General features: G+C 72.9%; 10 protein-coding genes. 5 read left to right on the top strand and 5 right to left on the bottom strand.

Annotated features, from left to right (window positions below):
- Window positions 1–52: 52 nt before the first annotated feature.
- Window positions 53–2341: a N,N-dimethylformamidase beta subunit family domain-containing protein gene (locus tag CWOE_RS02485; protein ID WP_049793158.1), complete on the bottom strand. Its 2289-nt coding sequence runs from the start codon at window positions 2339–2341 to the stop codon at window positions 53–55.
- 109 nt (window positions 2342–2450) lie between these two features.
- The gene (locus CWOE_RS32420; protein ID WP_012931983.1) at window positions 2451–3929 is read right to left on the bottom strand and encodes a helix-turn-helix domain-containing protein; all 1479 of its coding nucleotides are present in this window, start codon (window positions 3927–3929) and stop codon (window positions 2451–2453) included.
- 217 nt (window positions 3930–4146) lie between these two features.
- Here CWOE_RS32420 and CWOE_RS02475 point away from each other — a divergent pair, with 217 nt between their 5' ends.
- The 3 genes from CWOE_RS02475 (at window position 4147) to CWOE_RS30050 (ending at window position 10482) form a co-directional block, all read left to right on the top strand.
- Complete coding sequence (locus CWOE_RS02475) at window positions 4147–5757, top strand: ABC transporter substrate-binding protein (RefSeq protein WP_012931982.1); 1611 nt, start codon at window positions 4147–4149, stop codon at window positions 5755–5757.
- Window positions 5736–6854 (top strand): methyltransferase, encoded by a 1119-nt coding sequence (locus tag CWOE_RS30055; RefSeq protein WP_012931981.1) that lies wholly within the window; start codon window positions 5736–5738, stop codon window positions 6852–6854. Before CWOE_RS02475 ends, CWOE_RS30055 begins: the two co-directional genes overlap by 22 nt.
- A 184-nt stretch (window positions 6855–7038) precedes the next feature.
- Complete coding sequence (locus CWOE_RS30050) at window positions 7039–10482, top strand: M36 family metallopeptidase (RefSeq protein ID WP_012931980.1); 3444 nt, start codon at window positions 7039–7041, stop codon at window positions 10480–10482.
- 39 nt (window positions 10483–10521) lie between these two features.
- On the opposite strand, the gene CWOE_RS02460 is transcribed toward CWOE_RS30050, so the two are convergent.
- Genes CWOE_RS02460 through CWOE_RS02450 form a run of 3 tightly spaced genes read right to left on the bottom strand, consistent with a single transcriptional unit; the run spans window position 10522 to window position 13771 of the window.
- The gene (locus CWOE_RS02460; RefSeq protein WP_012931979.1) at window positions 10522–12906 is read right to left on the bottom strand and encodes an ATP-binding cassette domain-containing protein; all 2385 of its coding nucleotides are present in this window, start codon (window positions 12904–12906) and stop codon (window positions 10522–10524) included.
- Window positions 12907–12909: 3 nt separating this feature from the next.
- The gene (locus CWOE_RS02455; protein ID WP_012931978.1) at window positions 12910–13326 is read right to left on the bottom strand and encodes a VOC family protein; all 417 of its coding nucleotides are present in this window, start codon (window positions 13324–13326) and stop codon (window positions 12910–12912) included.
- Between the two features lies 1 nt (window position 13327).
- On the bottom strand, window positions 13328–13771 hold the full coding sequence (locus CWOE_RS02450) for a helix-turn-helix transcriptional regulator (protein ID WP_012931977.1): 444 nt from the start codon (window positions 13769–13771) through the stop codon (window positions 13328–13330).
- 110 nt (window positions 13772–13881) lie between these two features.
- On the opposite strand from CWOE_RS02450, the gene CWOE_RS02445 reads away from it, so the two are divergent.
- Both CWOE_RS02445 and CWOE_RS02440 read left to right on the top strand, forming a co-directional pair.
- On the top strand, window positions 13882–14475 hold the full coding sequence (locus CWOE_RS02445) for a carboxymuconolactone decarboxylase family protein (RefSeq protein ID WP_012931976.1): 594 nt from the start codon (window positions 13882–13884) through the stop codon (window positions 14473–14475).
- Window positions 14472–15344: an RNA polymerase sigma-70 factor gene (locus CWOE_RS02440; RefSeq protein WP_012931975.1), complete on the top strand. Its 873-nt coding sequence runs from the start codon at window positions 14472–14474 to the stop codon at window positions 15342–15344. Before CWOE_RS02445 ends, CWOE_RS02440 begins: the two co-directional genes overlap by 4 nt.
- Window position 15345 lies beyond the last annotated feature (1 nt).

Below are 15345 nucleotides of genomic sequence, written 5' to 3'. Positions count from 1 at the left end.
TCCAAGTTGCCGCGCGGGGTTTTCGCCACGTGGGCGATCCCGGCCGGCCTTCTCAGGCCGCGTCGCCGTCGGCGCCGGCCCCGGCGTCGTCCAGCACCGGCCCGTCGGTGCCGAAGCGGTCGAGCACGTTCGCGGTGACGCGTGCGGCGCCGCCGTCGGGGTCGGCGCAGAAGCTCACGACCCAGCCGATCGAACCGGTCGCGAAGACCGCGCCGCCGCCGGGCAGCGGCGCGAGCGTGAGGTCGGCGCGCACGTCGGCGCACTCGTCCCCGCCCTGGCCCGGGCGCATCGCCGGCACGTCCTCGACGGCGAGCTGGAAGTGACGCGTGTGACCGCCGCTGGAGCTGGCGAGCACGAGCGCCGTCTCGGGCGTGCCGAGCGCGGGCTCAGCGCGGTCGATCTCGTCGGCGGCGGCGCCGCCGAGCGGGCCGCCGGCGCCGATCGGCTCGTCCTGCGCGACGCCCGCGAAGACGTACGCCGCGCGCGGATCGCGGCTGTCGGGCAGCCGCCGGTACGCCGCGCCGCTGCCCCACCCCTGAGCCGAGAAGCCGACCCCGACGAGGTCGTGCGGCGCGCCGCCGCGGTGGCGCCAGAGGCCGCCCAGCTCGCCGCTCGTGCTGTGGTGCTGCTCGCCGGGCGGCGAGTCGCCGGCGCGCGTGCCCGCGTGCCCGCGACGGACCTCGACGACGCCGCGGTCGGCGCTCGTCGAGGTGACCCAGTAGAAGCCGTTACCGCCCATGTACATCAGCCGCCCGCCGCCGGCGGTGTAGGCGGCCAGCGCGCGGCGCATCGCGCCGGTCACGTACTCGGGATGGCTGCCGGTCAGCACGACGCGGTGGCCGCGCAGCGCGTCGACCCCCTCGCGGTCGAGATCCTCGTCGGTCAGCAGCTCGCAGTCGGTCCCGCGCTGCGCGAGCCAGCCGAGCAGGCGCAGGTCAGCGGAGAAGTGGCGCGGCTCGCCGGTCAGCCAGTAGGTGTAGCGCGGCTGGAACTCGAGGATCGGCCGGCGCCGCGACGAGTAGCGGCACATGCTCCCGTCGGCGTGCGCGTCGTAGAGCGAGAGCCCCAGCTCGTGCTCGACGGCGTAGCGCTCGTAGCGGCTCAAGCGTGCGTCGCCGTCGGCGCGCAGCGGCGCGAGGCTCGCGCGCAGCTCTTCGCCGAAGCGCTGGTTGCCGTAGGCCTGGTAGGTGAACGTCGGCAGCACGAGCGCGACCCGCGCGCGCCCGGGGCCGCGCACGACGAACGGCACGTGCTCGACCGAGCCGCCGTGGAACGCGAGCCGCGCGGCGTAGACGCCGCTCGTCGCGTCCGCCGGGACCGTCAGCGCGAACGAGGTCTCCCAGCCCGCGTCGTCGAGGTCGTCGGCGTGGAAGTGGATCGCACCGTACTCGTGCGGGCGCAGGCGGAAGTCGACCTCGTCGCCGCTCCAGTTGCGCCCGGTGACCGCGCGCGCCGGCCGGTTGACGACGCGGCCGTGGAGGTCGTTGCCGGAGGTGTCGACGATCTCGGCCCCCTCGCAGCGCTGCGCGAAGTCCCACGCGGCGACGAGCCCGTCGCGCGCGAGCTCCAGCGGCGGCACGTCGGCGGCGAGCCGGTCGAGCGCGGCGGGCGGGAGCGCGCGGCGCCAGATCCGCACGCCGTCGAGCTTGCCGTCGAGGAAGCGCGGCGCGGCGCCGGTCTCCCGCGCGGCGGCGGGTGCGGCCGCGCCGCCGATCAGCAGCGGCCCGCGGGCGGCGCCGGGCGCGACGCCCGTGCCGGCGCCGGTCCGCGCGACGCGCACGACGGCCTCGTCGCGCAGCCACGGCGAGCGCGCCGCCTGCTGCAAGCGCAGCTCGCCCGCGGCGCCGTCGAGCACGAGCGCGACGAACGCCCAACGATCCGGTCGCAGCGCGAGGCCGCTGCGGACCGTCACCCGCGCGCCGTCGGCGCCCTGGACCCAGCCGAGCAGGTCGCCCTCCGGCGTCAGCGCGATGCCCCAGCCGGGGGCGCCCTCCTCGCCGCCGCCGCGGCCGACGACGCCCTGCGTGCCGTGGGCGGACGGCGTCGTCGCGCAGATCCACAGCTGGACGGTGAAGCTCGTGCCGAGGTCGAGCCGCGGGTCGTCGCCGACCTCCGCGAACGACCCCATCGCGATCGCCTGCTCGGCGCCGGCGCAGCGGACGCCGTCGCCGAGCGCCAGCTCGGGGACCGCGCCGGCGGCGTCGACGCCGCCGAGCAGCCGCACGAGCGTCGCGTCGTAGCGGCCGGCGGCAGTGCTGACGTGGAACGCGACGGTCTCGCCGGGCCGGGCGGTCCAGCGGCTCGCGTAGCCGATTCCTGAGATCTCGTCGGAGGGCGTCATGGCAGGCATCGCATCTCACGCGATCGTCCTGGCGGGTACAAGCGCCTGCCGGGCGAAGCGCGCGGCACGTGTTTCGACGCGTGGGCGATAGACGTCACCGGACACGGCACTACACCTGGTCGGTGCCTCCCTCGACCGGCCCGTCGCGGCGCAGCGTGATCGTCTCCAGCGCCCGCACCGCGAGCCACAGCTCCAGGCGGTCGGCGGGATCGTCGGGGTGGCGGCCGGTCTGCTCGGCGAGGCGGTTCATGCGGTACCGCAGCGTGTGGCGATGGACGCCCAGCCGGTCGGCGGTCTCCTTCCAGCGCGTGCCGGCGTCGAGCAGCTCGGTCAGCGACTCCATCAGCCAGCCGTTCTGCGCGACCGGTCCGAGCACGCGGTCGACGTACGCCTCCAGCAGCGCGCTCGGGACGCTGAGCAGCAACTCCATCGGTCCGAGGTCGAGATACGAGACGACGGGTTTGCGTGCGGTGCTCAGCACCGCACGCGCCTCCAGCAGCGAGCGGCCCAGTGCGCGACCGCTCGCGAGCCGGCCGACGGCGATCCGGACGCCTCCCGGCTCGGCCGCGACGACGCGCTCGGCGATCGCGCGCAGCTGGTCCTCGTCGCCGTTGGCGACGAGGAAGGCGACGGTGTCCGGACCGACGGCCGAGAGCTGGCGCACGCCCGCGCGGTTGAGCTGGACCTCGAGCGCGGCGCGCAGCCGCTCGCCGCCGCGGTCGCCGGGCAGGCCTACGAGCGCCGCGAACGAGCCGGCCCGCTCGAAGCCGAAGGCCGCGATCCGGTCCGCGATCTCGTCGTCTTCGAGCCGCTCGCGCTCGAGGTCGTCGAAGAGGTTGCCGGCGAGCCGCAGCTCCGCGGCGCGGACGGCGTGGCGGCGCGTCAGCTCCAGCGCCAGCGCGCCCTGGCCGTGGCGCAGCACGAGGCGGTCGAACTCGCTCCACTCGCCGTCGGCGCGCGCCGCCAGCAGCTCGGCGCGCGCGTCCGCGGTGACCACGTCGAGGCGCAGCACGGGCGCGTCGCCAAGCTCCTCGAACGCCAGCCCGCCCGTCGCGTGGTGCTCGGCGAGCACCGCGTCGCCCTCGCGCAGCTGCACGCTGCAGCGCAGCTCGCCGGCGAGGATCGCGAGCAGCTCGCGCAGCGGCGCGCCCTCGACGGCGGCGCGTACGAGCTCTTCGTGCAGGGTCAGCGCGCGCCAGTGGTCGTCGGAGGTCTCCGCGTCACTGCTCGTGGCGCGCACGAGCGCGGCGAGCGCGTCGCGGCCGGTGACCGCGAGCACGGGCAGCTCCAGCCGCGCGGCCTCCTGCAGGACGGCCGGCGGGACCGCGTCGAGATGCTCGCCGAGCGCGACCGCGAGGCCTGCGGCGCCGCAGGCGGCGAGTCGGCGCACGTAGCCGCGCTGGGCGGCGGGGCGGTCGCCGAGGCCGCGGCCCGCGGTCAGCAGCAGCGTGCCGCGCTCGAGCAGCTCGGTCGGGTCCTCCAGCTCGGAGATGCGCGCCGCCACGATCGCGTTGGCGCGCGCGCGGTCGCCGGCGAGCAGCTCCACCTGGAGCTCCGGACTGCCGGCGATGTCAGCGACGGTCACCACGTGCGGGCGTTCCTCTCTCTTCTGTCGACGGCGAATGACGGGCCACCCGCCGTCACCGTGCGCGAAGCTTGCCCGTGCCCGGGCGCCACGGCCACCGACGGCCGGGCCAAAAAGCCCGTCCCCGAGTTGGCCTGCCGGGCGATTGCCCGGCGCAGGTGCGCGCTCAGAGAATGACGCTCCAACGATCCGACTCGTTTCTCCAGGAGGAGCTGGCCAGATGGACGAAGTCAAGAAGGTGCTGCCGTCGGTCCGTGGACGCGGGGTGAGCCGGCGCGCTTTCCTGAACGAGGGTGCGGCATGGGGGCTCTCGGCCTCGACGGTCGGACGGCTGCTCGCCGTCGGCGCCGCCCCGGCCGGCCTGCTCGCGGGCTGCGGGACCGACTCCGAGAGCGCGAGCGGCGGGGGCGGAGGCGGCGGAGCCGCCGGGATCATCGCGATCGGCAACGCCGAGCCGCCGACGTCGGCCTACTGGGACCCCCACGCCCAGTTCGGCATGGCCGACACGCAGCTCTGGTCGCTGACGTACGACATGCTGCTCAGCTACGACAAGTCCGGGCGCGTCGTCGGCGGCCTGGCGCGGCGCTGGCACCGTACGAGCCCGCAGCGCATGCGCTTGGAGCTGCGCGAGGACGCCCGCTTCCAGGACGGCGCGCCGGTGCTCGCGAAGGACGTCAAGGCGAGCCTCGACCGGCTCGGCGATCCGGAGTCGAGACTCGTGCTGTCCGCCTACGCGACCCCGGGCATGAGAGTCGAGGTGATCGACGAGCACACGATCGAGATCGTCACCCCGCGCCCGTTCGGACCGCTGGAGTCGGCGCTGACGCTGTTCGCGATCGCGCCCGCGAGAGACATCGCGCAGCCGGATGTCTTCAGAGAGCGGCCGCTCGGCAGCGGCCCGTTCAGATTCGTCCGCTACAAGAACAACGTCGTCGAGCTGGTCGCGAACGAGAGATACTGGCGCGGCAAGCCGGCCTCCAGAGGCGTCGAGCTGCGCTACATCGCCGACCCCGAGGCGCGTCTCAACGCGCTGCTGACGGGCGCGATCGACATCTACACGCGCGGCAGCTCGCTGACGCTCGACGCGACGAAGAAGGACGGCTACCACGTCACCACGACCGGCCCGGCCAGCCAGCTGATCTACATCCCGCAGCACAACACGGAGCTCAGCGACCCGCGTGTGCGGCAGGCGATCGCCCACGCGATCGACCGCCGCGCGATCGCCAAGAGCCTGATCAGAATCGACCCGCCGGCGCGGTCGAGCCTGCCCGCCGGCACCGACGGCTTCCGCCCGCTGGCGCCGAGCTTCGAGTACGACCCCGACAAGGCCCGCAGACTGCTCGCCGACGCCGGCCACGCGAACGGGCTGAAGATCACGATGGCGTCCTCGAACCTCGTCACGCACCAGCCCGCGATCGACCAGCTCGTCAAGAGCTGGCTGGAGGAGGTCGGCATCGAGGTCGAGCTGAGAACACTCGAGACCGGCACGTTCCGCAGCTCCTACAACCAGTACGCGCTGTCGTTCAACGCGCTCGGCACGATGAACCCCGACCCCGACTCGCTGCTGACGTTCTTCCGCCCGGTCGTCGCGCAGGCGGCGCTGAACCTCGACGACCCGAAGATCGGGCGGCTGCTGCAGCGCACGCGCGAGACGACCGGTGCCGCGCGACGCGCTGCGATCGACGCGTACGCGTCGTATCTGTGGCAGAACCAGATCATGATCTACGTCACCGACGACATCTGGTTCACGGTCGTGAATCCGAAGCTGCGCAACTACCACCGCACCCCGCAGCAGGGAGAGCCGCTCCTGTGGCGCGCGTCGAAGGCGTGATCGCGCTGCGCGCCGACCGCGAGGCCGCGCTGCTGCTGCGCGTGCTGCTCGAGGAGTCGCGCTACGCCCAGATCCAGGGACTGCTGCGCGCCAACTCGCTCGACAGCCCGTTCGCCGAGCCGTTCTCGGGCGAGTGGGTGCGCCAGGCCGTCGAGGGTCTGCTGCCGCTGCAGCAGTTGATGGTGCGCGTCTTCACGCTCGGCTCGACGGTCGCGCTGGAGGAGGCGCGCGCCTGCTTCGACGAGGCCGTCGTCGAGCGGCTCGCCGACGCCGGCGTGCTGGAGATCGACGGCGACCGGGTGCGCAGCCGCTACATCGCGATCGTCTACCTCAACCGCTTCTTCCTCGTCTCGCCGCCGCTCTGGCTGCGCGGCTACGACCCCGGAGAGACGTTCGTCTACGCCGGCCCGGACTCGTACTGGATGGCGCGCTTCACCGCGAACCTCGGCCCGGTCGAGCGCGCGCTCGACCTCTGCACCGGCAGCGGACTGCTCGCCTCGCTGCTCGACGCCCGCCACACCGTCGCGGTCGAGATCGACCCCGACGTCGCCGAGGCCGCGCGCTTCAACGCGATCCTCAACGGGCTGGAGGAGCGCATCGACGTGCGCGCCGGCGACCTCTATGCGGCGGTCCCCGGCGAGCGCTTCGAGCTGATCGTCGCCAACCCGCCGTTCCTGCCGACGCCGGACGGGCTCGCGCTGCCGTCCTGCGGCGACGGCGGGAGCGACGGGGGCGAGGCGCTGCGCGCGATCCTCGGCGGGCTCGGCGAGCGGCTCTCGTTCGGCGGCCGCGCGCTGATCTACGGCCAGGGCTTCGGCAGCGAGCAGGAGCCGTCGATCGCCGCGTGGCTGCGCGAGGAGCTGGCCGGCACGGAGCTCGGCGGCTCGCTGCTCGTCGGCGACGTGCAGAGCCTCGAATCGGCGGGCCTCTCGCTGCGCCAGCTGTGGGAGGCGGGCGGCGCCAGCGAGGAGCAGACGTTCGCCGCCTGGAACCGCTTCTGCGAGGACCCCGAGCTGGTCCGCCACTTCACCTTCCTGATCGACCTCGGGCTCGGCGGCGAGGGCAACCTCGCGGTGCAGCGGCTGCTGAGCGTCTGAAGCCGGCCGCCGACGCGCCATCCAGTTGGCGCGTGTGTGTTAGGTTCGAGGCGGCGCTCCGCTTTGTGGACCGCTGATATGTGGCATTGGTGCCGGTGACACGGGGTGCATGATGCGGAGACGGTCAGTCGGTCGGCTACGGGCGCGTCACGCGCTCGCGGCAGGGATCCTGTCGATCGCGGCGATGGCCGTCGCGGCGCCGGTCCAGGCGACGCAGGCGCCGCCGGACGAGGAGCTGCCGAACGTCGACCGGCGCGTCGACCGCGCGAGCGGCGGGGTCTCCGACGTCGGGCGCCCCGACCGGCAGCTCACCGCCCCGTCGTCGCGCCCGCCGCAGGAGATCGTGCTCGGCTACGTGCGCGCGCACCCGGCGGTCTTCGGCCTCGACGAGCCCGACATCGCGAATCTGCGGCTGGTGGCCCGCAGCGTCAGTCCCGACGGGATCGTCCATCTGCGCTTCAACCAGGTACTCGACGGCATCTGGTCGTTCGACAGCGGGATCGACGGCCATGTGACGGCCGACGGTCGCCTGATCACCGTCTCCGGGGCGCCGGTCCCCGGAGCGCGCCTTCCCGCCGCCGACCCCGCGCTCGGTGCGCGGGCCGGCCTGCGCGAGGCGCGTGAGGCGGTCGGCGGCCCGGCGAGCCTGCCGGCGACGACCGACGTCGACGCGACACCGGAGCAGGCGACGACCTTCGCCGGCGGCGAACGCGCGATCCTGCGCTGGAGCGCGACGGCCGACGGGCCCCGGCTCGCGTGGAGCGTCCTCGCCGGCGACGGCGGCGACCGCCTCTACGACGTGCTCGTCGACGCCGAGCGCGGCACGCTGCTGCGCCGCCAGAGCCTGACCGCGCACGTCGGCCAGGCCAGATACTTCGCAGCCGACCCGCTCCGCACACCGATCCAGACTCAGCTCACGATGCCGTTGGCGTGGTACGACGACCACGACGGCGGGATGCGGCTGTGGGGCCAGTACGCCCGCACGTACGTCGACCGCGAGGACGAGGACCCCGCGCCCGGCGCCGAGCTCGGCGGCAGCCGCGTCCAGATCCCGGCCAGCTCCGGCGCGCCGGCCGCGCCCGACTGGCTGTACGCCCAGTCGACCGCGTTCCCCGACCCGCTCGGCGTGTGCCCGGCCAGCGGCTGCACCTGGAACCGCACGGACCAGGACTCGCCGGCGGTCAACCAGTTCCAGGCGGCGACCAACGCCCACGTCCTCGCGAGCCGCTTCCACGACCATCTGCTGCAGGCGCCGATCGGCTTCGACGAGGCCTCGGGCAACTTCCAGCGCACCAACTCCAGCGGCAGCGGCGCCGGCGACGACTACGTCCGCGTCGAGGTCAACGACGGCGAGGGCTACAACAACGCGAACTTCTCGACGCCGCCCGACGGCATCGCGCCGCGGATGCAGATGTTCCTGTACACCCGCCGCAACGTGAACGGCAGCGACACGGCCGACATCGTCTACCACGAGTACGCGCACGGGCTCAGCAACCGGCTCGTCGTCAACGCCTCCGGAAGCTCGACGCTCACCTCGATCCAAGCGGACATGATGGGCGAGGCGTGGAGCGACTTCTATGCGCTCGACCTGCTCGTCCACGAGGGCCACATGACCGACACGGCCGCGCCGGGGGAGCTGACGAAGGGCTCCTACACGTCCGGCCCCGGCGGCAGCCGCACCAAGCCGATCGACTGCCCCGTCGACCCGGCGGGGAGGACCGCGACGTGCAACGGGGCACCGCTCAGAGCGACCGTCCTGGGCGGCTACACGTACGGTGACCTCGCCGTCACGAACAACGAGTCGCCGCACAACGGCGGCGAGGTGTGGGCGCAGACGCTGTGGGAGATCCGCACGGCGCTCGGCCGCCAGACGGCGCTGGCGCTGATCACCGGCGGGATGCGGCTGTCGGTCGACAACCCGTCGATGCTCGACATGCGCGACGCGATCCTGCAGCAGGCGGTCGCGACCCGCTCCGCTCCCGGCGCCGCCGACGACCACTACGAGAGACTGTGGGCGATCTTCCGCAACCGCGGGATGGGCGCGGACGCCAGCACGCGGAGCACCTCGTCGACGACCCCGGCGGAGGGCTTCGGGGTGGTGGCCGCAGCCGGTCCCGCGACGTTCACGGACCCCTACCCCGACGGCGACAACGACGGCGTGGTCGAGCCCGGCGAGCGCTTCGAGATCAGCCAGGCGCTGCGGTCCGTCATCGCCGGCGACGTCGGCGCGGTGAGCGGCAGGCTCACCAGCCGCGGCAGCGCGACGGTCGAGGACGCGACAGCCGCGTGGCCGCTGCTCGGCGGAGGCCGGCAGGCGGTCAACGGCGACCCGCTCGCCGTGCGTCTCGCCCCCGGGTGCACCAGGGCCGCCCCGCTGACGCTCGCGCTCAGCTCGACGCACGGCCCGGCGAAGGCGGACATCGTCGTCGACCCGCGGCCCGGCTCGAGCGAGACGGTGACGCTCGCCGACGCGACCGGCTCAGGTCCCGGCGTGACGACGACGAGCTTCGAGGTGGCGGGCAGCGGGACCGTCACCGACGTCGACCTGCGGATCGACGAGCTCCGCCACGACCGGATCGAGGATCTCACGATCGAGCTGGTCCACGGCGGTGCGAGCGCGGTCGTCCTCGACCGCGTCCTGTGGTGGGGCGACGACATCATCGACGCGATCTTCGACTCCGATTCGCCCGCACTGCTGGTGGCGATGAAGCCAGGACCGATCAGCGGTCGCGTCCAGCCGCCGGTGAGGTACGTGCTCAACGCCTTCGACGGCCTTCCGGTCGCAGGCACCTGGACGCTGCGGATACACGACGCCGGGACCGGCGAGCGCGGCGTCCTGCATCGCTGGGGGCTCGACTCGCCGCAGCAGAGCTGCCGCGGCCGCCTGGAGATCCCGGAGGTGCGCTCCGACGCCGCGGACGGGATCGAGCAGCATGCCGCGACGCTGAGCGGGGCGGTGACGCCCAACGGCCGCGAGACCGGCCTGCGCTTCGCGTTCGGCACGACGGCGGCGTACGGCGCGACGTCACCCGTCACGAGCGCCGGCGCGGGCGACGCCCCGATCAGCGCGAGCTTCCGGCTGACCGGCCTGAAGCCGGGCACGACCTACCATTACCGCGTCGAGACGCTCCGCGAGGGAGGACAGGTCGCGGTCGCCAGCGCGGACCGGACGTTCACGACGACGCCGACGCCCGGGCCGCGAGTCGACCCGCCGCCGATCGTCCCGCCGAGAGTCGGCCCGCCGCCGATCGATCCACGGCCTCAGATCAGCAATGCCCGCGTCACGCTCGCGAGAGCAGGGCGGCGCACGGACCGGCGCCGCGCGTCGTTCTCGTTCACCGTCTCCGAGCCCGCCAAGGTCACCGCGGTGGTCACCCGCGCGGCGCCGGGGATCCGCAAGGGCAAGCGCTGCGTCGCGGTCCCCCGGCGCCGGCCGCGCGGAGCGAAGCCGTGCACGCGCCAGCTGCCGGCGGCGAGCGGGACGGTCGCGTTGCGCTCGGCGCGCCGCGGAACGCTGCAGCTTCCCGCAGCCGGTCTGGGCAAGGGCCGCTACACCGCGACGCTGACCGCCGTCGACGCCACCGGCAACGCGTCGACGCCGGTCGTCGTCCGCTTCACGGTGAAGTAGGCGGCTCCAAGCCGGCGCGCGCTCCCGCGCGCCGGCGGGTCAGGCGCCGACGTAGGCCGCGAGGTGCTCTCCGGTGACGGTGGAGCGATCGGCGACGAGGTCGGCGGGCGTGCCCTCGAAGACGACCCGGCCGCCGTCGTGGCCGGCGCCGGGGCCGAGGTCGACGATCCAGTCGGCGTGCGCCATGACCGCCTGGTGGTGCTCGATCACGACCACCGACTTGCCGGAGTCGACGAGCCGGTCGAGCAGGCCGAGCAGCTGCTCGACGTCGGCGAGGTGGAGGCCGGTGGTCGGCTCGTCGAGGACGTAGACGCCGCCGCTCTCCGCCATGCGGGTGGCCAGCTTGAGCCGCTGCCGCTCACCGCCGGACAACGTCGTGAGCGGCTGCCCCAGCGTGAGGTAGCCGAGCCCGACGTCGGCGAGCCGGTCGAGGATCTTGTGCGCGGCCGGCGTCTTCGCCTCGCCGTCCGCGAAGAACGTCTCGGCCTCGGCGACCGGCATCGCGAGCACCTCGCTGATGTCCTTGCCGCCGAACGTGTACTCCAGCACCGCCGCCTGGAACCGCTTGCCCTCGCACTCTTCGCAGGTCGACTCGACCGTGGCCATCACGCCCAGGTCGGTGTAGATCACGCCCGCGCCGTTGCAGGTGGGGCAGGCGCCCTCCGAGTTGGCGCTGAACAGCGCCGGCTTGACGCCGTTGGCTCTCGCGAACGCTCTGCGGATCGGGTCGAGCAGTCTCGTGTACGTCGCCGGGTTGCTCCGCCGCGACCCGCGGATCGCCGCCTGGTCGATCACCACGACGCCGTCGCGGCCGGCGACCGAGCCGTGGATCAGCGAGCTCTTGCCCGAGCCCGCCACGCCGGTGACGGCGACCAGCACCCCGAGCGGGATGTCGACGTCGACGCCCTGCAGGTTGTGCGTGTCGGCGCCGCGCACCTCCATCGCCCCCGACGGTCTCCGCACCGACGGCTTCAGCGAGGCGCGGTCGTCGAGGTGGCGCCCGGTCAGCGTGCCGCTGGTCCGCAGCCCCTCGACGGTGCCTTCGAACACGACCTCGCCGCCGCCGGTGCCGGCGTGGGGACCGAGGTCGACGACGTGGTCGGCGATCGCGATCACCTCCGGCTTGTGCTCGACGACGAGCACGGTGTTGCCCTTGTCGCGCAGCTGCAGCAGCAGCTCGTTCATCCGCTCGATGTCGTGGGGGTGCAGGCCGATCGTCGGCTCGTCGAAGACGTAGGTGACGTCGGTGAGCGAGGAGCCGAGGTGGCGGATCATCTTGGTGCGCTGCGCCTCGCCGCCCGACAGCGTGCCCGCGGGACGGTCGAGGCTCAGGTAGCCGAGCCCGATCTCGACGAACGACGCAAGCGCCTCCCCCAACGCCGTCAGCAGCGGCGCCACCGACGGCTCGTCGAGGCCGCCGACCCAGTCGGCGAGGTCGCGGATCTCCATCGAGCAGACGTCGGCGATGTTCTTGCCGTCGATCTTCGAGGAGCGCGCCTCCTTGCTCAGCCGCGTGCCGTCGCAGTCGGGGCAGGTCGTGAACGTGACCGCCTTGTCGACGAACGCGCGGATGTGCGGCTGCAGCGCGTCGACGTCCTTCGACAGGAACGACTTCTGGATCTGCGGGATCAAGCCCAGGTACGTCAGGTTGATCCCGTCGACCTTTATTCTGGTCGCCTCTTTGTAGAGCAGGTCGTGCAGCTCTCTCTTGTTGAACTTCTTGATCGGCTTGTCGGGGTCGAACCAGCCGCAGCCGCGGTAGATGCGCCCGTACCAGCCGTCCATGCTGTAGCCGGGGATCGTGAGCGCGCCCTCGTTGAGCGACTTGGCGTCGTCGTACAGCGCCGTCAGGTCGAAGTCGTTGACCGAGCCCATCCCCTCGCAGCGCGGGCACATGCCGCCGAGACGGTTGAAGGTCGCCTTCTCGGTCTTCGTCTTGCCGCCGCGCTCGACCGTGATCCCGCCGCTCGCTCTGACCGACGGCACGTTGAACGAGTACGCGTTCGGCGAGCCGATGTGCGGCTGCCCGAGCCGGCTGAAGAGGATCCGCAGCATCGCGTTGGCGTCGGTGGCGGTGCCGACCGTGGAGCGGGGGTTGGCGCCCATCCGCTCCTGGTCGACGAGGATCGCCGTCGTCAGCCCGTCCATGACGTCGACCTCGGGCCGCGCCAACGCCGGCATGAAGCCCTGCACGAACGCGCTGTAGGTCTCGTTGATCAGCCGCTGCGACTCCGCGGCGATCGTGCCGAAGACGAGCGAGCTCTTGCCCGAGCCGGACACGCCGGTGAAGACCGTCAGCCGTCGCTTCGGAAGCTCGACGGTGACGTCCTTCAGGTTGTTCACGCGCGCGCCGTGCACGCGGATCAGGTCGTGGCTGTCAGCGAGGTGCGCCGCAGCCGACTGGCGGTCCGTGCTCGTGGCCATGCTCTATCTGATCTCCTGGATGCGGATCATGTTGCCGGCGGGGTCGCGAATCGCGCAGTCGCGAATCCCGTAGGGCTGGTCGGTCGGCTCCTGCACGACCTCGACGCCGGCCTGCAGCCGATCGAACGTGCCGTCGAGGTCCTTGGTGGCCAGGTTCATCATCGCGAAGGTGCCCTTGGCCATCATCTCGGAGACCACGCGGCGCTCGTCGTCGGTGACGCCGGGGTCGGCGCCCGGCGGGTACAGCACGACGGACGTGTCGGGCTGGCCCGGCAAGCCGAGGGTGATCCAATGCATCCCGTTGTACTCGACGTCGTTGCGGACCTCGAAGCCCAGGGTGTCGCGATAGAACGCGAGCGATGCGGCGGCGTCCTCGTGGGGGAGGAAGCTCTGATGAATGGTGATGTCCATGGCGGTCATGCTAGGCGCGACTCGGAGACCGGGCTTCTCTATTCCTGACCGGTTTGGTCACCTGTCTGGCAACGCACGACGGCATGCCCTCGGTCGCGTCCGCCTGCTGACGTTTGTAGGCGCTGGGTGACATGCCGACCAACGAACTGAAGCGGCTGCTGAAGGAGCCCAGCGACGAGCAGCCGACCTCGAAGCAGACCTCGGTGACGCTCAGATCGCCGCGACGCAGCAGCGCCATCGCGCGCTCGACGCGCCGCGTCATCACGTACCCGTACGGCGATTCGCCGTAGGCGAGGCGGAATTGGCGGCTGAGGTGCCCGGCCGACATGTGCACGCCGCGGGCGAGCGCCTCGACGTCCAGCGGCTGCGCGTACTCGCGGTCGATCCGGTCGCGGACGCGGCGCAGCAGCGCGAGGTCGCGCAGGCGCTGGTCCGCGACGGGTCTGCCGGTCATCTCCGAGAGAGTGCCACGTCGCGCCCCGGGCTGCCTGACCACGGCGCAGATGTCACACCACGGCGGCGCGCGGTGTCTCCACGTCGCACCCATCGACGACAGGAGCAGCCATGGCCAGCACGCCCCGGATTCCCAAGACCGAGCTGACCGGATTCAGCGGACGTCTCGTGAAGATCTTCACCCGCAGGATGCTCGGCGCGGTGCCCGAGCCGGTCGAGGTCATGTGGCACAACCCGACCGTCGTCAAGGACATGAGCGCGCTCGGCCGCAAGACGATGAAGTGGAAGCACGTCGATCCGAACCTGAAGTCGTTCGCCCACATGACGGTCGCGTCGCTGATCGGATGCAGCTGGTGCCTGGACTTCGGCTACTTCCACGCCCACAACGAGGGGCTCGACGAGGCGAAGGCGCGCGAGGTGCCGCGCTGGCGCGACTCCGACGTCTTCACCCCGCTGGAACGGGACGTGATGGAGTACGCCGAGGCGATGAGCCAGACGCCGCCGACCGTCACCGACGAGCTGGTTGCGGCGCTGCTGAAGCAGCTCGGCGCCCCCGGAGTGGTCGAGCTGACGTCCGTGATCGCGTTCGCGAACATGTCCTCGCGCGGCAACGTCGCGCTCGGGATCGAGGCACAGGGGTTCGCCGCGTCGTGCGAGCTGCGGCCGCTCGCGCAGCGCAGCGGGGACGTAGCCTCCTTCGCATGAGCGACGACCCGTTCGTCACCCACCGCAGCCTGCTGTTCACCGTCGCCTACGAGCTGCTCGGCTCCGCCGCCGACGCCGAGGACGTCGTGCAGGAGACCTGGCTGCGCTGGGCCGGCGTCGACCAGGCCGGAGTGCACGACCCGCGGGCCTACCTGGTGCGGACCGTGACGCGGCAGGCGCTCAACCGGCTCCGCACCCTCGCGCGGCGGCGCGAGGAGTACGTCGGCGAGTGGCTGCCCGAGCCGCTGCTGACCAGTCCCGACGTGGCCGACGACGTCGAGCTGGCCGAGAGCGTCTCGATCGCGATGCTGACCGTGCTCGAGACGCTCGGCCCGGCGGAGCGGGCGGTCTTCGTGCTGCGGGAGGTGTTCGACGCGCCGTATGACGAGATCGCCGCCGCGCTCGAGAAGTCCCCGGCGGCGGTTCGGCAGATCGCGCACCGGGCGCGGGAGCACGTCGCGGCCCGCCGGCCGCGGACGGTCGCGAGCCGGGCCGAGCAGCAGGCCGCCGTCGAGCGCTTCCGCGCGGCGGTCGAGACCGGCGACCTGCAGGGTCTCCTGGACCTGCTCGCGCCCGACGTCGTGGCCGTCGCCGACGGCGGTGGGCTGGCGAACGCGTTCCGGCATCCCGTCGAGGGCGCCGACCGCGTCGCCGGGCTGCTCGCGCGCTTCCACAGACTCGTGCCCGGCGTCCCGCTCGACACCGTCTGGCTCAACGGCGCTCCGGCGCTGCGGATCGACCCCGGCGGCGAGAGCGACACCGCGATCAGCCTCGTCGTCGAGGCAGGACGGGTCACCCGCATCTACGCCGTCCGCAACCCGCACAAGCTCGCCCGCCTCGGCGCGTCGACGCCGCTGCGCCGGAGCTGAT

The organism is Conexibacter woesei DSM 14684 (assembly GCF_000025265.1).
Lineage (GTDB): Bacteria > Actinomycetota > Thermoleophilia > Solirubrobacterales > Solirubrobacteraceae > Conexibacter > Conexibacter woesei.
The sequence above is the reverse complement of the archived record's forward strand: the minus strand, read 5'-3'. Positions and strand labels throughout refer to the sequence as shown.